Source organism: Streptomyces violascens (genome assembly GCF_014649955.1).
Taxonomy (GTDB): Bacteria; Actinomycetota; Actinomycetes; order Streptomycetales; family Streptomycetaceae; genus Streptomyces; species Streptomyces violascens.
Window position 1 is genome coordinate 26,957 of record NZ_BMUA01000010.1, and the last position, 18,746, is coordinate 45,702.

Sequence of the window (18,746 nt, forward strand, 5' to 3'; positions counted from 1 at the left end):
CGGGAACCTCTGGGATACCAAGCGTACGACTTGCTGCGCGGGCGTCCGAAGGGTTTTCCACCCTGCCCTTGCACGGGGTGCCCCCGCGAACCCCCTGGGGGCCGAGCCCCCAGCCCCCTGTCTTTCGTCCGCGGACCGTGTCCGGGGGCTCTGCCCCCGGGCCCCCGCTCCTCAAACGCCGGAGGGGCTGGATTTTGCCGGCCCGGGCTGGATTTGGCGGCCCGGGGCGCGGAGGTCAGACCGGGTGGCGGAAGCCCAGGGTGGGGACTGCTCTGCGGAGGGGCCAGGTGCGGGCGGCGCCCGGGAGGAGGTCGGTCAGGAAGGTGTAGCGGCGCAGGGCCGAGGGGTCCTGGTGAGCCAGCGTGCGGACCTTCTCCCACCAGCCCGCGATCTCCGCCCACCCCGGCGCCGACAGCGACCCCCCGAACTCCTGGACCGAGAGCGCCGCCGTGAGCCCCGCGAAGGCGAGCCGGTCCGCGAGCGGCCAGCCGGCCAGGGTGCCGGTGACGAAGCCCGCCACGAAGACGTCGCCCGCCCCGGTGGGGTCGAGGGCCTCGACCTCGATGGCCGGGACGTCCGCCGTCTCGCCCGTCCCGCCGTCCACCGCGTACGCGCCCTCCGGCCCCAGCGTCACCACCGCCAGCGGCACCTTCTCGGCCAGGGCCCGGGCCGCCGCGCGCGGGCAGTCGGTGCGGGTGTAGGCCATCGCCTCGGCCGCGTTGGGCAGGAACGCCTCGCAGTGTTCGAGGTCGGGGAGCCCCGCCAGGTCCCAGCGGCCCGTGTCGTCCCAGCCGACGTCCGCGAAGACCCGGGCGCCGGAGCGCGCCGCGTCCGCGATCCAGCCCTCGCTGCGCCCCGGCACGAGGGAGGCGACCGCGGCCCGGGCGCGCGGCGGGCAGTTGGGCGCGGACAGTTCGTGGGGCGCCTCGTGGCCGTGGGTGACCATCGTGCGTTCGCCCTCGTACGCCATGGAGACGGTCACCGGGGAGTGCCAGCCGGGCACGGTGCGCGACAGCGAGAGGTCGATGCCCTCGCCCTGTTCGAGCGCGTCCCAGCAGTACTCGCCGTAGTGGTCGTCGCCGAAGGCCGCGGCCAGGGAGGTGCGCAGGCCGAGGCGGGCGAGCGCGGTGGCCATGTTGGCGACGCCGCCGGGGCTCGAACCCATGCCGCGTGCCCAGGACTCGGTGCCGCGGACGGGGGCGGAGTCGAGCCCGGTGAAGATGATGTCGAGGAAGACCGTGCCGGTGAGGAACACGTCGCAGGGCGGGTCGTGCGGGTCGCGCAGCCCGTCGAGCGGGTCGAGCCGGGAGGACCGGCGGGGCTCGGCGCCCGCGGTGTGACGGCGCTCGGCCAGGGAGTCGGCGCCGCCTGGACGGTGCCATTCGGCGGGCGTGCGGTCACGCTCGGGCGAGTATTCCGGGCGGGGCCGCTGGGGCTCGTGGGGCGGCTGCTCTCTGCTGGATCGTGTCGTCACGGCGGGCTCTCCGTTCGCGTACAGATCTGGCAAGTCTGCCCGATGTACGCCGGCCGGGGGCCGCTACCAGCGGGGCAGCACCGGACTTGTCCAGGTCGCGTGCTCCGGCGCCCGGCGCATCGCGGCCGCGTCGTCGCGGTCGCGCAGGGTGCCGTCGTCGTCGAGCCAGCGCCGGTGGAGGCGGGCGAGTGCGGCGGGGTCGAGTTCGACGCCGAGTCCGGGGGCGTCACAGACGTCCAGGCGCCCGTCGCGGAACACGTGCCGGGCGGTGATCACGTCCTCGGTCCCCCACGGGTAGTGGCTGTCGCAGGCGTAGTCGAGGTTGGGGACGGTCGCCGCGACGTGGGTCATGGCGGCGAGGCTGATCCCCATGTGGGTGTTGGAGTGCATGGACAGGCCGACTCCGAACACCCGGCAGATCGCGGCGAGTTCACGCGTGTTGCGAAGCCCGCCCCAGTAGTGGTGGTCGGACAGGACCACCTGGACGGCGTCGGTCAGGAACGCCTGCCTGATCTCGGGGAACGTCGTCACGCACATGTTGGTGGCGAGCGGCACGCCCGTACCGCGCGACACCTCGGCCATCGCGGCGGTGCCCGGCGCCGGGTCCTCCAGGTATTCGAGTACGTCCGCGAGTTCGGCGGCGACCCCGAGCGAGGTCTCGGGCGTCCAGCCGCCGTTGGGGTCGAGCCGGAGCGGGTGGCCGGGGAAGGCGTCGGCCAGGGCGCGGATCGCGGCGACCTCCTGCTCGGGCGGGAAGACGCCGCCCTTGAGCTTGAAGGACGTGAAGCCGTGCTCGCGTACGAAACGGCGGGCCTGCTCGACGATCCCGGCGGGGTCGAGGGCCGCGCCCCAGGTGTCCTTCTCGCCCGCGCCGCCCGGGTGTTCGGCCCAGCGGTAGAAGAGATACGCGCTGTACTCCACGGCGTCGCGGACCTTGCCGCCGAGCAGGGTGTGCACGGGCACGCCCCGGCTCTTGCCGAGCGCGTCCAGGCAGGCCACCTCGAACGCGGAGACGACGGACAGGCGCAGCTTGTCGGCGCTCTGGACGCCGCGCAGCCCTCCGACGTCGACCGAGTGGTCGACCCGGGAGTCAGCCACCCCGATCTTGTTCACCAACGTGAACAGTCCATTGAGGTCGGCGATGTCGTGCCCGACCACGGCCCGGGCGTAGGGGCGGGCGAGTTCGAGGTACTTGGTGTCGCCGTACGTCTCACCGACCCCGGTGGTCCCCTCGGCTGTGACGATCTCGACAACCAGGCGGGGCGTGTAGGGCTGATGCACGCCCTGGACATTGAGGAGCGGGGGGTCGGAGATGAGGACCGGGGTGAGCCGCACCTCGGCAATCTGCTGTCCGCGCACGGCGCCGTCTCTCCTATGCGATCTCGTCCACCAAGAAGCAACTGGTCCACCAATAAAAATGGAGACTAGATATGTGAACAGAGGGACGTCAAGGGACCCGACTGTCGACGACCGCCCCCAACCCCCCTCCCTCCTAACGAAATTCGCTCGTTTACCCGACCGACCCCAGGCCAAACAACATGTGACCCAGATCACTGACTCTCGGCTTTTCGCGCACTCGGGACGCTTGATACAAATTGGGCCCGCGATCCCGTACAACACCGGGCGCATCCCCCCTCTTTGACCTCCCTGCCCCACGGGCACTGTTCCTTGGAACGCCCATGTCCGCACGCTCCCGTGCCGCCTGGCCCCTGGTCGCCGTCTTCACCGCCGGTTACCTCGCCGCGTACCTCCTTCCCACCGTCGTCGGCCGCCTCTCGGCAGGACTCGGGCTCTCGCCCACACAAGCCGGCCTGGTCGGCTCCACCCTGCTGCTGAGCTCGGCGACGGCCGGTTTCACCCTTGCCTCCGGAGTGGAGCGGTACGGCCCGCGCCGCCTCGCCGGGCTCGGCCTGCTCCTCATGATCACGGGGTACGGCGGCGCCGCCCTGACCACTCTGGTCCCGCTCGTCGTGGCCGGCGCGGTGGTCGGCGGCCTCGGCTCCGGTACGGCCACGGCGGTGGCCGCGGCAGGCATCGCCGCCCAGCGCGACCCCCACCGCACCTCCACGCTGGGCCTGCTCTCCGTCTCCGCGACGGCGGGCACGCTGTATCTGACGATCCCTCACCTCGGCGGCGGGCACGCGACCCCGCTCGCCGCGATCGCGGTGGTGGCGGCGCTGGTGTGGCCCGCGACGCGACGGCTGCCGGACGCGTACGGTCCGGGCCGACCGGTGGAGCCCACCGGGGCCACGGGGGTACGGCTCCCGCACCGCCGCTCCGGTACGGTCCTGGCCGCGACCATGCTCTGCTGGTCCCTCGCGCAGAACGCGCTGTGGGGGGTGAGCGGGCGGATCGGCCTCACCCAGGCCGGGCTGACCGAGGTCACCGTCGGCATGGTGTTCGCGGCGGGGCTCGGCGCGGGGCTGCTCGGCGTGCTGGGCGCGGGTGCGCTCGGCGCGCGGCTCGGGCGGGCGGTGCCGATCGGGGCGGGCACGGCGGTCATCGCGTGCTGCATCGTGGCGAGTTCGTCGGCCCGGGGCCTGGTGTCCTTCGCGTCCGGCGAGATCCTCTGGAACGTCTTCTACCCGGTGGTCCTCTCCTACCTGATCGGCCTGTCCGCCTCGCTCGACCCGCGCGGCCGCTGGGCGGTACTCGCGGGTTCGGCCTCCTCCCTCGGGGTGGCCTGCGGCCCGCTCACGGGCAGCCTGCTGTCCGAGTACGCGGGGTACCGGGGGATGGGTCTTGTGCTGTGTGCCCTGCTCCTGCTCATCGCCGCGCCGATGACGGCGGTCGCGCTGCATACCGCCGGGCGGCCGCTGGTGCCCGGCTCCATCCGGCGCCGCGGTGGTGCGGCGGCGGCCGTCGCGGCGGGCCGGGCGGGGGCCTCGTCCGCGCTGCTTCCGCAGATCGGGGTGCCGGAGCAGGAGGTCGCTGAGATCCCGATCACCTCGCGAGCGAAACGCCGCCGCAAGGTCCTGGCGTCCTGAGCCTTCCCCACCCCGAGACCCTCCGGGGGCTGCAGGGAGGGAAGAGGGGTTTCCTGGGGCGTCGGCCCAAGCCCCGGAGGTGCCCCACCCCACCCCTTCCCGAAACCCGCCGGGGGTTGGGGAGGGAAGCCGGGTTCGTTCCCCGGGGCTGTGCCCCGGACCCCGTTCGCGCCTGAAGGCCGCTCGTCCTCGAACTCCGCCAAGGCCTCAAGGGCCAGGGGGACCCCCATGACGGGCCGAGAGTGGGCTGACGTCCGTGATCGTCGCCCGGCCGGAGATGCCTGCCGGGGCACCCTGCCGGCACCAGCCCTGCCAGGGGCGCGGCGAACTGCGCGAGCAACCACACACGACCCGCAGCCGAAATCAGTCCACACCTTCCAGCCCCTCAGGCGATTGAGGAGCGGGGACTGACGGGGCCCCAGGGCTCGGCCTCTCGACTCCCCGCACGGGCGGGCGTGTGGGCAAACCCGCCAGGGAGCCGGGGCGGAGGCCCCGGGAGGGCGGCTTCTCGGGGCTGGGGGGTACAGGGTGGCTCCCCCGCCAATTACTCCGCGTCGAAGTCGTACGCCTCCACCTCAGCCAGATACCGCTCCCTCCGCCCCTCCTCCCCCTCCAGGAACGCCGCCTCGAACGAGTTCCGCGCCAGCTCCCTCAGGCGCTCGCGGGACACCCCGAGCGCCTCCCGCACCGCGTGGAACGTGTCGTCCACGTACCCCCCGAAGTACGCCGGATCATCGGAGTTGACCGTGCACAGCAGCCCCGCGTCCATCATCGCGGGCAGCGGGTGCTCCTCCAGGGTGTCGACCGCGCGCAGGCGTACGTTCGAGAGGGGGCAGAGGGTGAGCGGGATGCGGTCCCGGACCAGGCGGGCCACCAATTCCGGGGATTCCAGGGCGCGCAGGCCGTGGTCGATGCGCTCCACGCCCAGGACGTCGAGCGCCTCGGTGATGTACTCCGGCGGCCCCTCCTCCCCCGCGTGCGCGACCCGGCGCAGCCCGAGCGAGGCGGCCAGCTCGTACACCTCGCGGAACTTGGCCGGCGGGTGGCCGACCTCCGCCGAGTCGAGTCCGACGCCCGTGATCCGGTCCAGGTACGGCCGCGCCGCCTCCAGCGTGAGCAGCGCCGACTCGGCCGGCTCGTCCCGCAGGAAGCAGAGGATCAGGCGGGTGGAGATGCCGTGCCGCTCCTCGCTCACCGACAGGGCGCGCCACAGGCCCTCCACCACCGTGCCGATGGGCACGCCCCGCGCGATGTGCGCCTGCGGGTCGAAGAAGATCTCGGCGTGGCGCACGCCCTGGGCGGCGGCCCGGGTCAGGTACGCGTCGGCCAGCGAGGCGAAGTCCTCCTCGGTCCGCAGCACCGTCATCAGCGAGTAGTACAGGTTCAGGAAGGACTGCAGGTCGTCGAAGAGGTACGCCTTGCGGAGTTCCTCGGTGTCGGCGTACGGCAGCTCGATGCCGTTGCGCGCGGCGAGTTCGAAGGCCAGCTCGGGTTCGAGGGTGCCTTCGATGTGGAGGTGGAGTTCGGCCTTGGGGATGGGGAGGGGCATGGGGGGACTCTCTGGGGTGGTGCGTCAGGGGGTGGTGCGTTTGGGGACGGGGACCCGGACCAGGTCCGCGGCTACCGTCAGTTCGCCCTCGTACCCGGCGGCCCGTGCCTGCCGCTCGAATTCCTCGGGGTCGGAGTACCGCTGCGAGAAGTGCGTCAGTACCAGGTGGCGTACGCCCGCGTCGCGGGCCACCGCCGCCGCCTGGCCGGCCGTCAAGTGACCGTGATCCACGGCCAGTTGGAGGTCGCCGTCCAGGAATGTCGACTCGATGACCAGCATGTCGCAGCCGTCCGCGAGAGCTCTCACGCCCTCGCACAGGCGGGTGTCCATGACGAACGCGAACCGCTGCCCTCGCCGGATCTCGCTGACGTCGTCGAGGGACACGCCGTTCAGCTCGCCCTCGCGCTGGAGGCGCCCCACGTCGGGGCCCTTGATGCCGCGCTCGGCGAGGAGCTCCGGCAGTATCCGCCGCCCGTCCGGCTCCACGATGCGGTAGCCGTACGACTCGACGGGGTGCGACAGCCGACGCGCCTGAAGGGTGTACGAGGCTGTCGCCGCCAGCACCGCGCCCTCCCCCGCGACCGGCTCCTGGGCCAGCTGCACGGATTCGCGGTAGGCCGTGGCGTACCGCAGCCGCTCGAAGAAGTGCTCGCCGCTGAGCGGGTAGTGCGCGGTGACCGGGTGCGGGACCCGGTCGAGGTTGATCCGCTGAATCACCCCGGCCAGGCCCAGCGAGTGGTCGCCATGGAAGTGCGTGACGCAGATCCGGTTGATGTCGTGGGCGGCGACCCCGGCCCGCAGCATCTGCCGCTGAGTGCCCTCGCCGGGGTCGAAGAGGATGCCCTCGCCGTCCCAGCGCAGCAGATAGCCGTTGTGGTTGCGGTGCCGGGTGGGGACCTGGCTGGCGGTGCCGAGCACCACCAATTCACGTACGGACACGGTGAGTCGCCTTGCTGTGCGGGCTGTGCGGGGTGGTTATCCGGGCGGCCACTGGAGGCCGCGGCCGCCCAGGACGTGCGCGTGCGCGTGGAAGACGGTCTGGCCGGCGCCACTGCCGGTGTTGAAGACGATCCGGTAGCCGGTGCCGTCGACCTTCTCCTCGCGGGCGACCTCCCCGGCCTCGCGCACCACGTCCGCGAGGATCGCCGGTTCGGCGGCGGCGAGCGCGGCGGCGTCGGGGTGGTGGACCTTCGGGATGACCAGGATGTGAGTGGGCGCCTGGGGGTTGATGTCGCGGAAGGCCACGGTCGTCTCGGTCTCCCGCACGACGGTCGCCGGGACATCGCCCGAGACGATTTTGCAGAACAGGCAGTCGGCCTGCGGCTCTCCGGCCACGGTCGGGTCCTCCTTGGTCGCGTTGATCAGGTAACCGCATGCTACTCAACGCGTTCTGGCGTTCCGGCTCGTGGAGGGGGTGGCCCGGCTGGTGCGCTGCGTGCTACTTGCCTCGGAAGGACTCCGTGACCGTGACGGTCACCGTGACCGTGGGGCGGCCGCCGGGGGCGGGCGTGGCGGGGCCCGTCGTCGGGGCGGGGGCGTTGCAGTCGCCGAGCACGCTGGCGCGGAACACGGTCCTGTCGGCGACCTTGGCGGTCAGGTCGCCCTTCACGCAGCGGCCTTCGACCTCCTGCGTGACCGTTCCCTTGACCGTGATCGGCTTGCCGTCCTTGGTCTCGCCCTGGCAGTTCACGTCGGCGACCTGCTGGGTGGTGCTGCCGGCCGAAGGGGTCGCGCTGGGGCCGCCCTTGAGGTTGGCGGTGCAGGTGAGCCACTTGATGCTGACGTGCTGGTGCTGGAGTGCGGCGGTCGCCGTCTGGTCGGTGGTGACCGCGACCGCGGCGGAGTTGAGCCCGCCGACGGGGTCGCAGGCTGCCGCGCCGCCGATGGCCAGCGCGGCCATGGCTACGGCGGGCAGGGTTCGGTACGCCCTGCGGCGGGCGGTGTGTGGTGCTCGGCGGTGCGACCTCTTGGCCCCCATGAGCGCCAGGGTGCCACCGCGGCACCGGGCGCGGTAGCCCCCTTGCGGCCATCCCGTCGGGATTCGGGCGTGCCCCGGCCGCGGGCCGGCCGAGTTGTGGTCGCGGTCCGGTCCCGGTCCGGCTGCCGCCCGGTGGGCACGGGGCTCCGCCTGGGCCCCCGGCGGCCCCTCCCCGCCCCTTCCCCTGACCCTCCGGGGGTGAGAAGTGCGATGGGCGGGCCAGGCATGGCTGTTCGGCCGCGGGCGGTACGCGGCTGCTCGCGCAGTTCCCCACGCCCCCAAGGAGGAAGCAGGGTCAGGACCAGCGCCCGGTCCTCGCCATCAGCACCGCCGCCCCCACCGTCCCCGCCGTCGACGTACGCAGCACACTGCGCCCCAGCCGGTACGGCTTCGCGCCCGCCGCGGCGAACGTGGCCAGTTCCTCCGGGGAGACGCCGCCCTCCGGACCTACGACCAGCACGATCTCGCCCCGCGCGGGGAGGTCCGCCGTGGACAGGGCCGCCGAGCCCACAGCGCGGTCCTCGTGCAGGACCATCGCCAGGTCCGCCCCCGCAAGCAGCGCCGCGACCTGCTTCGTCGTCATCGCCTCCCGTACGTCCACAAAGCGCACCCGGCGGGACTGCTTGCCCGCCTCCCGGGCCGTACTGCGCCATTTCGCAAGGGACTTGAGGCCGCGCTCGCCCTTCCACTGCGTGATGCAGCGCCCGGCCTGCCAGGGCACGATCGCGTCGACCCCGGTCTCGGTCATCGTCTCCACCGCGACCTCGCCCCGGTCGCCCTTGGGCAGCGCCTGCACCACGGTGATCCGTACCGCCGGCTCGTCCTCCGTCGCGCTCGCCGTGATCCGTACGACCAGCCGGTCCTTGCCCTCGGCCGCGACGACCACCGCGTCCGCCCAGTTCCCGGCGCCGTCGGTCAGGGTCACTTCCTCATCCGCGTGCAGCCGCTTGACGGAGACGGCATGCCGGCCCTCCGCCCCGTCCAGGACGTACTCGCCGCCGCCCGGCACCTTGTCGACAACGAAGACCGGGGCGGTCATGACGCACTCCTCAGGTTCTGCAGTTTCTGGGTCAACTCCGCTGCCGCGTCGTCGAGTTCGGCGGCCAGGACTTCGACGAGCCGGCCCGCCGGGAGCTCCCGGGCGAGGCGGTGGCCCTGGCCCGCCCAGAGCGCCATGCCCTGGGGGTCGCCCGCCTCGGCCGCCGCCTTGCGCAGACCGGCGGTGAGCTGGTGCACCTGCGGATACGCGGCGGGGGCGTACGGCCCGTGCTCCCGCATGAAACGGTTCACCAGGCCCCGCGCGGGCCGCCCCGAGAACGCCCGCGTCAACTCCGTACGGACGAAGAGGGGGTTGGTCAGCGCCTGCTTGTGCAGCACGTTCGCGCCCGACTCCGGGCACGCCAGGAACGCCGTGCCCAATTGCGCCGCGTCCGCCCCGGCCGCGAGCACGGCCGCGATCTGCGCGCCCCGCATCAGGCCGCCCGCCGCCACGATCGGCAGCTGCACCGTCTCCCGGACGAGCCCGATCAGCGTGAGCAGCCCGATGCCGGCCCCTCCGACCTGCGGATCGTCCCGGTACGTGCCCTGGTGACCGCCCGCCTCGACGCCCTGCACACACACCGCGTCCGCCCCCGCCCACTGCGCGGCCTGCGCCTCCTGCGGGGTGGTCACGGTGACGATCGTGTACGTACCGGCCTTCGCGAACGCGTCGAACACCGGGCGCTCGGGGCAGCCGAAGGTGAACGAGACCACCGGCACCGGGTCCTCACGCAGGATCGCCAGCTTGGCCTCGTAGTTGTCGTCGCCCCCGGTGTCGGCGTCGCCCAGCGGGGTCTCGTACCAGGAGGCCTCGCCGGCCAGCTGGTGGCGGTACACCTCAAGGGCGGCGGGGTCGGTGTGCGGGTCCTGCGGCATGAACAGGTTGACTCCGAAGGGCTGGTTCGTCAGCCCGCGCATCTGCTTGATCTCCTGGTACATGCCGTCGGCGGTCTTGTACCCGGCGGCCAGGAACCCGAGCCCCCCGGCCTCGGAGACGGCCGCGGCCAGCGCCGGACCGGAGGCGCCGCCCGCCATGGGCGCCTGCACGATCGGATACCGGCAGAGATCGGTCAAAGCCATGCCCGCATCGTGCCACGCTGTTGCTCTCGCGCCGAATCGCCACTTCCTCCCAGGGTGGGTCCCCCCGGCCCCCTGCGAAGGGGCTCCGCCCCCGAACCCCCGCTCCTCAAACGCCGGAGGGGCTGGATTCGCCCCGGTTTGGGGCGCAGCCCCAAAAAGAAAGGGGGCTACGGGGTCACCCCCGTAGCCCCCCCATCCGCTCAACGCCCGTTGAACGCGTCCTTCAGGCGGGAGAACAACCCCTGCTGCCCCGGCTGGAACTGCCCCGTCGGGCGTTCCTCGCCACGGAGTTTGGCCAGCTGACGGAGCAGGTCCTCCTGCGCGGGGTCGAGCTTGCTCGGGGTCATGACCTCGACGTGCACGATGAGGTCACCGCGCCCGCCGCCGCGCAGATGAGTGATGCCGCGCCCGTGCAGCGGGATGGACTGGCCGGACTGGGCGCCCGGACGGATGTCCACCTCCTCCATGCCGTCCAGCGTCTGCAACGGCACCTTCGTGCCGAGCGACGCCGCCGTCATGGGGATGGTGACCGTGCAGTGCAGGTCGTCGCCGCGGCGCTGGAACACGTCGTGCGCAAGCTCGTGGATCTCCACGTACAGGTCGCCGGCGGGGCCGCCGCCGGGGCCGACCTCGCCCTCGCCCGCGAGCTGGATCCGGGTGCCGTTGTCGACACCGGCCGGGATCTTCACGGTGAGGGTACGGCGGGAGCGGATGCGCCCGTCGCCCGCGCACTCGGGGCAGGGGGTGGGGACCACGGTGCCGAAGCCCTGGCACTGGGGGCAGGGCCGCGAGGTCATGACCTGGCCCAGGAAGGACCGGGTGACCTGGGACACCTCGCCGCGGCCGCGGCACATGTCACAGGTCTGCGCGGAGGTGCCGGGCGCGGCGCCCTCGCCCGAACAGGTCGTACACACCACGGCGGTGTCGACCTGGATCTCCTTGGTGGTGCCGAAGGCCGCCTCGTTGAGGTCGATCTCCAGGCGGATCATGGCGTCCTGGCCGCGGCGGGTCCGCGAGCGCGGGCCGCGCTGCGATGCCGTGCCGAAGAAGGCGTCCATGATGTCCGAGAAGTTGCCGAAGCCGCCCGCGCCGAAGCCGCCGGCACCGCCGCCGCCCGACGACGACAGCGGGTCCCCGCCGAGGTCGTAGACCTGCTTCTTCTGCGGGTCCGACAACACCTCGTACGCGGCGTTGATCTCCTTGAAGCGCTCCTGCGTCTTCGGGTCCGGATTCACATCCGGGTGGAGTTCGCGTGCGAGGCGCCGGAACGCCTTCTTGATCTCGTCCTGTGATGCGTCGCGGCGCACGCCGAGTACGGCGTAGTAGTCCGTGGCCACTTACGACTCCGCCAGGATCTGTCCGACGTAACGTGCCACTGCGCGTACCGCTCCCATCGTTCCGGGGTAATCCATGCGGGTCGGTCCGACCACGCCGAGTTTGGCGACCGCCTCGCCGCCGGAACCGTAGCCGACCGATACGACGGACGTGGAGTTCAGTCCTTCGTGGGCGTTGTTCTCGTGCCCGATGCGTACGGTCATGCCCGATTCCTTGGCCTCGCCGAGCAGCTTGAGGAGCACGACCTGCTCCTCAAGCGCCTCCAGCACCGGCCTGATGGTCAGCGGGAAGTCGTGTCCGAAGCGGGTGAGATTGGCGGTGCCGCCGATCATCAGCCGCTCCTCGGTCTCTTCGACCAGGGTTTCGAGGAGGGTGGCGAGGACCGTCGAAACGGTTCCTCGGTCCTCCGGTTCAAAGGACTCCGGCAGGTCCTGCACCAGCTGCGGAACGTCCGCGAAGCGGCGTCCCACCACCCGTGCGTTGAGCCGGGCCCGCAGGTCCGCGAGCGAGGCCTCGCCGAACGGCGCCGGGCAGTCGACCATGCGCTGCTCGACGCGGCCGGTGTCGGTGATCAGCACCAGCATCAGCCGGGCCGCGGCGAGTGAGAGAAGCTCCACATGCCGCACCGTGGACCGGGTCAGCGACGGGTACTGGACGACCGCCACCTGCCGGGTCAGCTGCGCGAGCAGCCGCACCGTACGGGCCACGACGTCGTCCAGGTCCACCGCGCTGTCCAGGAAGTTCTGGATCGCCCGGCGCTCCGGCGACGACAGCGGCTTGACGCCCGCCAGCCGGTCCACGAAGAGCCGGTAGCCCTTGTCGGTCGGGATCCGGCCGGCACTGGTGTGGGGCTGGGCGATGAAGCCCTCCTCCTCCAGTACGGCCATGTCGTTGCGCACGGTCGCCGGGGACACGCCGAGGGCGTGCCGCTCGGTGAGGGCCTTGGACCCCACCGGTTCCTCGGTGCCGACATAGTCCTGGACGATGGCGCGCAGCACCTCGAGCCTGCGTTCACTGAGCATCGCGCACACCTCCAGTTGCCGTCCGTTTGGCACTCACTGTGTTCGAGTGCCAGCGATCCCCCGGCCAGTGTACGGCCGACCGGTACGCCCCTAGCAAGGGCGGCCGACCACGCTACCGTGCGGCGTCGCCGGTCGATTGCGGATAGCGTCGCGTCATGGACGTCAGTTGGGAAGAGTTCGGCTGGGAGCGCCTCGGCGACGGGGTCGGGCGCAGGCGCCTGCCCGTCTGGGACGCCACGGCCGGGCTGATCGCCGGGGAGAGCTCACTCCTCTTGTACGACACCGGTGCGACGCTCCGCGAGGGCGCCGAACTCCGGGCACAGGCCGAGGCCCTCTTCGGCCGCCGTGTGACCCATATCGCGCTCAGCCACCCCCACTTCGACCACGTCCTGGGCACGGCGGCGTTCTCCGGGGCCGAGGTGTACGGCGCGGTCGGCATCGAGCGGGCGCTGGTACGTGAGGCGCTGCGCGACGACGCGGCGCGCCAGGGCGTGTCCGCCGAGGACGCGGCCGAGGCGGCCGACCTGCTGGTGCATCCGCACCACGCGGTGTGCGGCGAGTGGACGCTGGACCTGGGCGGCCGTCAGGTGCTGCTCGCCAATGTCGGCCCCGGTCACAGCGGCCACGACCTCGCGGTCCTGGTCCCCGCGAGCGGCGACTCGCCGGAGATCGTCTTCTGCGGCGACCTGGTCGAGGAGTCGGGCGAGCCGCAGGCGGGCTCCGACGCGGTGACCTCCCGCTGGCCCGCCGCCCTGGACCGGCTGCTTTCGCTGGGCGGCGAGGACGCGGTGTACGTGCCGGGGCACGGGGCGGCGGTGGACGCGGCGTTCGTACGGACCCAGCGGGATCAACTCGCGGTGCGGTTCGGCGTGTTGTAGCCCCGACGCGGGTCAGGCTCGGACATGCCGCGTCTCCCGGATTTCTTGGGGGCCACCGCGGTATCCACCGGCCACCCCGAAATAATGGGCTCCATGCGTAGCTACAGCCCTGATCTGACCCCGCCCTGGCTGCATCTCCCGGGGGCCAACCCCCGGACCCCCGGCCGCACCCCCGAATAATGGGCCCCATGCGTAGCTACAGCCCTGATCTGACCCCGCCCTGGAAGAAGAAGCAGGCGCCCGTTCCCGAGGTTCCTGCCGAGGTCGACCTCGTGGTCGAGGAGGTCTCCACGGGATTCTGCGGAGCCGTGATCCGCTGCGAGAAGACCGCCGAGGGGCCGACGGTCACCCTGGAGGACCGCTTCGGCAAGCACCGCGTCTTCCCGCTCGCGCCCCGCGGTTTCCTCCTGGAGGGCAAGGTCGTCACGCTCGTACGCCCCTCCTCCGCCCCCGCGGGGCCCGCCCGTACGGCCTCCGGATCGCTGGCCGTGCCGGGGGCGCGGGCCCGGGTCGCCCGGGCGGGGCGGATCTATGTCGAGGGGCGCCATGACGCGGAGCTCGTGGAGCGGGTGTGGGGGGACGACCTCCGGATCGAGGGTGTGGTCGTCGAGTACCTGGAGGGCATCGACGACCTTCCGGCGATCGTGGCCGAGTTCGCACCCGGGCCGGATGCGCGGCTGGGGGTTCTGGTGGACCACCTCGTCCCGGGCTCCAAGGAGTCCCGCATCGCGGCGTCCGTGACGCATCCGGACGTGCTGGTTGTCGGCCACCCGTACATCGACGTGTGGGAGGCGGTGAAGCCGGCGTCCGTGGGGATTGCGGGGTGGCCGGTTGTGCCGCGGGGGCAGGACTGGAAGACGGGGGTTTGCCGGGCGCTGGGGTGGCCCGAGAACACGGGGGCCGCTTGGCAGCGGATCCTTTCGGGGGTGCGGTCGTACAAGGATCTGGATCCGTCGCTGCTGGGGTCGGTGGAGCACCTGATCGACTTCGTAACCGCGCCGTAGCCCTCCGGGGGCTGGAGGGTGTGGTGCGGCTCGGCCCGGTGCGCCGGGCCTCCGATGCGGGCCGGCATCGACCCTGCTGGGGGCGCGGGGAACTGCGCGACCAGCCGCCCACGGCCCGCAGCCGAAAACCCACCCCTCAAGGGGCGCGGGGAACTGCGCGAACCGGTACCCCCCGCCCCGCTCAGTCCACCAGGTCCCGAACCACCGCATCGGCCAGCAGCCGACCGCGCAAGGTCAGAACAGCCCGCCCCGCCGCGAAGGACTCCGCGTCCAGCAGGCCCTCCTCCGCCGCTCGGCGCGCCGCGGCGAGGCCGGCCGGGTGCAGCAGGGTCAAGGGGCAGCCCTCGCGCAGGCGGAGTTCCAGGAGGATGCGTTCCACCCTGCGGTCCTCCGGAGGCAGTACTTCCCGTCCCGCGCCGGGGGAGCGGCCGGACGCCAGGGCCGCCGCGTACGCGCCCGGGTGCTTCACGTTCCACCACCGCACCCCGCCCACATGGCTGTGCGCGCCGGGCCCCGCCCCCCACCAGTCCGCCCCGCGCCAGTACAGCTCGTTGTGCAGGCAGCGCCCGGCGGGCGTGGTGGCCCAGTTCGAGACCTCGTACCAGGAGTAGCCCGCCGCCCCGAGGACCTCGTCCGCGATCAGGTACCGGTCCGCGTGCTCGTCGTCGTCCGTCATCGGCACCTCGCCGCGCCGGATGCGGCGGGCGAGCTGGGTGCCCTCCTCGACGATCAGGGCGTACGCGCTGATGTGGTCCGGGCCCGCGCCGACGGCCGCGTCCAGCGAGGCCCGCCAGTCCTCGTCGCTCTCGCCCGGGGTGCCGTAGATCAGGTCCAGGTTGACGTGGTCGAAGCCCGCCGCGCGGGCCTCCGCGACGCACGCCTCGGGCCGGCCCGGCGTGTGCGTACGGTCGAGGACCTTCAGGACGTGCTGCCGGGCGCTCTGCATGCCGAAGGAGATCCGGTTGAAGCCGCCCGCCCGCAGCTCCGCGAGATACGCCGGGTTCACCGACTCCGGGTTCGCCTCGGTCGTGACCTCCGCGTCCTCGGCCAGGCCGAACTCGTCCCGTACCGCCGCCAGCATGCGTACCAGGTCGGCCGCCGCGAGCAGCGTGGGCGTGCCGCCGCCCACGAACACCGTCCGCACCGGGCGGGGGTCCTCGCCCAGCACCTTCCGGGCCAGGCGGATCTCCTCGACGACCATGTCGGCGTAGTTGTCGCGGGAGGCCAGGACGCCGCCCTTGCCCACCAGCTCGCTCGCCGTGTACGTGTTGAAATCGCAGTAGCCGCAGCGTGTCGCGCAGTACGGAACGTGCAGGTAGAAGCCGAGCGGCCGCTCCCCGGCGCCTTCCAGGGCGTGGCGGGGCAGCGACCCGTCCTCGGGCATGGGCTCACCATCGGGCAGTACGGAAGGCATGCCCCCATTGTCCGCCACCCCCGCCATTGCCCTGACCCACCCCGACCCCTGAGACCGTTCTCCATCGCGGACCGCCTGGAGGTGCCCGCACGGGCGCCCCGCCGAGAGCGGCCCTGCCAAGGGGCGCGGGGCTGTCACATTGTGCGGCTCCGCCGCGCGGGCGCGACCGGCCACCCACGGTCCGCACCCGAATGACGGCCCCGCCCCAGCAGAGCCGCACCCCACCGACCCCCGAAGAACGCCGCACTGTTCACGTCCCCCCTCTCCCTCCCGACCCCGCCCATACGCCATCGTGTCCCGCGGAACAGACACGCCCCCAGCCACCCGAAGGGCAGGCCGCCCCAGTCCCACCCGAAGGGCAACCCGCCCCGACTCCCCGAAGGGCAACCGCACATGATGATCCGTCAGCGCACCCTCGTCGCCTCCGGCGCCCTCGCCGCCGGCGCCCTCCTCGCCTTCGCCGGGACGGCGGACGCCGCCGTCGTCAAGCTCAGCCAGTCCGCCGCCGCCTCCCAGCTGTCGGCGGCGGGGGTGACCCACTCCTCCAGTGGCGGCTGCACCACCCGTTCCAACTCCACCTGCACCTCGTACGAGCAGATCAACCAGGCCACCGTCGACGGGCTCAGGACGCTCAAGTCCGCGAGCAACTGCGCGATCAACGTCACCGGCGGTACCGAGGTGGGGCACGCGTCCGGCACGTACAGCCACTACAACGGCTACAAGGCCGACATCTCGCGCAACAGCTGCATCGACTCCTATGTCATGAACAGCTTCACGCACATCGCCACCCGCAGTGACGGTGCGACCCGCTGGCGGTCCTCGGCCGGGAACGTGTACGCCAACGAGGGCAGCCACTGGGACATCACCTACTGCGGCGGCAACGCGTCCTGCACCGCCGCCGCCAGCGCCTGACCTGCGGGGACGGGGCCCGGCCGCGCCCACCGGGCCGGGTCAGTCCGCTCGCAGGACGAGCAGCGCGAGATCGTCCGCGGGCGGGGCCTCGCCGAAGTCGTACACCGCCTGCTTGATCCGGCCGGCCACCCCGGAGGCGGTCAGGCCGACGCAGCCGGACAGTTCCGTGGCGAGCCCGTCGGCGTCGTCGAACATGCGCGGGCCCGAGCGGCGCTCGGTCACCCCGTCCGTCACGCACAGCAGGGTGTCGCCCGAGGTCAGGCGCAGGCTCTCGCTCTCGTAGCGGGCGCCCTCGACCACGCCGAGCAGGATCTGCGGGACGGCGGCCGCCCGGACCGAGCCGTCGGGCCGAAGGATCAGGGGCAGCGGGTGTCCAGCGCTGGCCAGGGTGCAGCGCACTCCCTGGGCGTCCGGCACCAGCTCCCCGTACAGGAGGGAGAGGAAGCGGGCCTGCGGCCCTTCGTCCTCCCCCACGGGCTCGGCCGTCGCGAGGCGGACCGCCGACTCGGCCGCCTCGGTGGCGTCGTCGACGAGCAGCTGGTTGAGCCGGTCCAGGACCTCGTGCACCGCGTACCCCTCGCGGGCGAGCAGCCGCAGCCAGGGCCGCGCGAGGCCGGTGACCACGGCGGCTTCGGGGCCGCTGCCCTGGACGTCGCCGAGTGCGAAACACCAGCGTCCGCCGGCGCCGGGGAAGACGTCGTAGAAGTCGCCGCCGGCCAGCGCCTCGTTGCTCGGCTCGTAGACGAAGGCGCTGTCGATGCCCGGGATCTCGGCGACCCGGGTGGGCAGCAGGCCGCGCTGGAGCACCCTGCTGATGGTGGCCTGCCGGGTGTACTGGCGGGCCGCGCCGATCGCGAGGGCCACCCGGCGCAGGAAGTCCTCGATGAGGCCGGTGACCTCGTCGGGGATGCGCGACAGGCCGGCCCGGCCGAGCTGCAGGACGCCCATCTCGCTGCCGCCCGCGACCAGGCGGTACGCGAGCGCCGCGCCGTCCGCGCCGAGCTCGGGCGTCCGCGGCCAGGGCATCGGCACCGGGCCGCCGCGGGCGGAGGCGGGCAGCCGGGGCGGCTCCTTCTCGACGGCGGCCCGCAGCGGCTCCATGGCGGCTTCCTTCGCGTGCCAGACCCGGGCCAGGCGGGGCGCGGTGAGCGGGCCGCCCGCGTCCTCGTCGAGCCAGATCGCGCACCAGTCGGCGAGCCGGGGCACCAGGAGCTGGCCGGCCAGGGCCGCGATCATGTCCTCGTCGAACTGTCCGGCCAGGAGGTCGGAGGCCTCGGCGAGGAAGGAGAGGGCGCCGCGGTTGACCCAGTCGCGGTCGTGCCGGCGCGGGGTGCGGTGCGGGGCCGGAGCGAGGATCTCGGCGGCACGCAGGCCGCGTTGGAGGAGTTCGTCGCGGTGGCCGTCGGGCGGCTGGGGCGACCCGTCGGCGTCCGCGGTGAGGCGGGCCCAGACGGTCTTGAGCCCGCTGCGGTAGGTGATGCCCCAGCATTCGGCGAGGGCGGCGACGACATGGAGGCCGCGTCCGTACTCGCATGCCGCGTGCTCGTCCCGGGCCCGCTGCGGTTCGCTGCGTACCGCACGGGAGGGATGGTGGTCGGAGACCTCGATGACGAGGGCTGCCGGTTCCTGGCCGTCGCCGCTCTCCAGGCGGCACAGCACGTCTACGGTGGTGCCCGCGTGCACGACCGCGTTGGTGACCAGCTCGTTGACGAGGATGGCCGCGTCGTAGGTGAACTGCTCGGAGAATTCGGTTAGTTGACCCGATACCGGCGGGCCGAGCCCGGCCCAGTCGGCGAGCGCGGCCCGTATGAACCGCCGGGCGGCCCCGGGGGCCAGCGGGTTGCCGGGCAGGCTGGTGCAGACGGTCGGGCAGGCGCCGGGCTTCACCGCGGCGGACGGCACCTGCGCCCCCTCGGCCGGGTCGTAGGAGGTCGGAGAATACGACCGGTTCATGCTCCCTCGCTGCGCTGGTAAGGGTCCCACGGTGCGGCTCCTGACCGGTTCTCGCGAATGCGCCGCTCACGACAGCGACAGAGTGACAGACTGAGCGGGCCCATAGGCACCGAGTCACCGAA

General features: G+C 72.7%; 16 protein-coding genes. 4 read left to right on the forward strand and 12 right to left on the reverse strand.

The window, feature by feature from the left end:
* Window positions 1-235 precede the first annotated feature (235 nt).
* Together IE206_RS20750 and IE206_RS20755 are read right to left on the reverse strand one after the other, a co-directional pair.
* Window positions 236-1,354, reverse strand: coding sequence for a carbohydrate kinase family protein (locus tag IE206_RS20750; RefSeq protein ID WP_189964491.1), 1,119 nt, complete (start codon window positions 1,352-1,354; stop codon window positions 236-238).
* Window positions 1,355-1,537: 183 nt separating this feature from the next.
* Entirely contained in the window at window positions 1,538-2,833 is a 1,296-nt protein-coding gene (locus IE206_RS20755; RefSeq protein WP_226598960.1) for a glucarate dehydratase family protein, read from the reverse strand.
* Between the two features lie 320 nt (window positions 2,834-3,153).
* Here IE206_RS20755 and IE206_RS20760 point away from each other — a divergent pair, with 320 nt between their 5' ends.
* Window positions 3,154-4,461 (forward strand): MFS transporter, encoded by a 1,308-nt coding sequence (locus IE206_RS20760; RefSeq protein WP_189964131.1) that lies wholly within the window; start codon window positions 3,154-3,156, stop codon window positions 4,459-4,461.
* Between the two features lie 544 nt (window positions 4,462-5,005).
* Here the strand turns inward: IE206_RS20760 and IE206_RS20765 are convergent.
* From IE206_RS20765 to hrcA, 8 genes are all read right to left on the reverse strand, one after another.
* Window positions 5,006-6,010, reverse strand: a complete 1,005-nt coding sequence (locus IE206_RS20765) for an adenosine deaminase (RefSeq protein WP_189964133.1) — start codon at window positions 6,008-6,010, stop codon at window positions 5,006-5,008.
* Between the two features lie 24 nt (window positions 6,011-6,034).
* The gene (locus IE206_RS20770; protein WP_189964135.1) at window positions 6,035-6,949 is read right to left on the reverse strand and encodes a ribonuclease Z; all 915 of its coding nucleotides are present in this window, start codon (window positions 6,947-6,949) and stop codon (window positions 6,035-6,037) included.
* A gap of 36 nt (window positions 6,950-6,985) precedes the next feature.
* On the reverse strand, window positions 6,986-7,345 hold the full coding sequence (locus IE206_RS20775) for a histidine triad nucleotide-binding protein (protein WP_189964137.1): 360 nt from the start codon (window positions 7,343-7,345) through the stop codon (window positions 6,986-6,988).
* A 103-nt stretch (window positions 7,346-7,448) separates the two neighbouring features.
* Entirely contained in the window at window positions 7,449-7,988 is a 540-nt protein-coding gene (locus IE206_RS20780; protein WP_226598959.1) for a hypothetical protein, read from the reverse strand.
* Window positions 7,989-8,283: 295 nt separating this feature from the next.
* The gene (locus IE206_RS20785; RefSeq protein ID WP_189964139.1) at window positions 8,284-9,027 is read right to left on the reverse strand and encodes a 16S rRNA (uracil(1498)-N(3))-methyltransferase; all 744 of its coding nucleotides are present in this window, start codon (window positions 9,025-9,027) and stop codon (window positions 8,284-8,286) included.
* Window positions 9,024-10,106 carry a nitronate monooxygenase gene (locus tag IE206_RS20790; protein ID WP_189964141.1) on the reverse strand — a complete coding sequence of 361 codons (1,083 nt, stop codon included), beginning with the start codon at window positions 10,104-10,106 and terminating at the stop codon, window positions 9,024-9,026. Before IE206_RS20790 ends, IE206_RS20785 begins: the two co-directional genes overlap by 4 nt.
* 200 nt (window positions 10,107-10,306) lie before the next feature.
* Window positions 10,307-11,443: a molecular chaperone DnaJ gene (gene dnaJ, locus IE206_RS20795; RefSeq protein ID WP_189964143.1), complete on the reverse strand. Its 1,137-nt coding sequence runs from the start codon at window positions 11,441-11,443 to the stop codon at window positions 10,307-10,309.
* The gene (gene hrcA / locus IE206_RS20800) at window positions 11,444-12,463 is read right to left on the reverse strand and encodes a heat-inducible transcriptional repressor HrcA (protein WP_053726096.1); all 1,020 of its coding nucleotides are present in this window, start codon (window positions 12,461-12,463) and stop codon (window positions 11,444-11,446) included.
* Window positions 12,464-12,618: 155 nt separating this feature from the next.
* On the opposite strand from hrcA, the gene IE206_RS20805 reads away from it, so the two are divergent.
* Window positions 12,619-13,341, forward strand: a complete 723-nt coding sequence (locus tag IE206_RS20805) for an MBL fold metallo-hydrolase (RefSeq protein ID WP_189964145.1) — start codon at window positions 12,619-12,621, stop codon at window positions 13,339-13,341.
* A gap of 188 nt (window positions 13,342-13,529) precedes the next feature.
* Window positions 13,530-14,345: a DUF3097 domain-containing protein gene (locus IE206_RS20810; protein WP_189964147.1), complete on the forward strand. Its 816-nt coding sequence runs from the start codon at window positions 13,530-13,532 to the stop codon at window positions 14,343-14,345.
* A 181-nt stretch (window positions 14,346-14,526) separates the two neighbouring features.
* Here the strand turns inward: IE206_RS20810 and hemW are convergent, their stop codons facing one another.
* The gene (gene hemW, locus IE206_RS20815; protein ID WP_226598964.1) at window positions 14,527-15,729 is read right to left on the reverse strand and encodes a radical SAM family heme chaperone HemW; all 1,203 of its coding nucleotides are present in this window, start codon (window positions 15,727-15,729) and stop codon (window positions 14,527-14,529) included.
* Between the two features lie 423 nt (window positions 15,730-16,152).
* Between hemW and IE206_RS20820 the strand changes: the two genes are divergently transcribed.
* Window positions 16,153-16,671, forward strand: coding sequence for a hypothetical protein (locus tag IE206_RS20820; protein ID WP_373300954.1), 519 nt, complete (start codon window positions 16,153-16,155; stop codon window positions 16,669-16,671).
* A 39-nt stretch (window positions 16,672-16,710) separates the two neighbouring features.
* On the opposite strand, the gene IE206_RS20825 is transcribed toward IE206_RS20820, so the two are convergent.
* Window positions 16,711-18,624, reverse strand: coding sequence for an ATP-binding SpoIIE family protein phosphatase (locus IE206_RS20825; RefSeq protein ID WP_189964151.1), 1,914 nt, complete (start codon window positions 18,622-18,624; stop codon window positions 16,711-16,713).
* Between the last annotated feature and the right edge of the window lie 122 nt (window positions 18,625-18,746).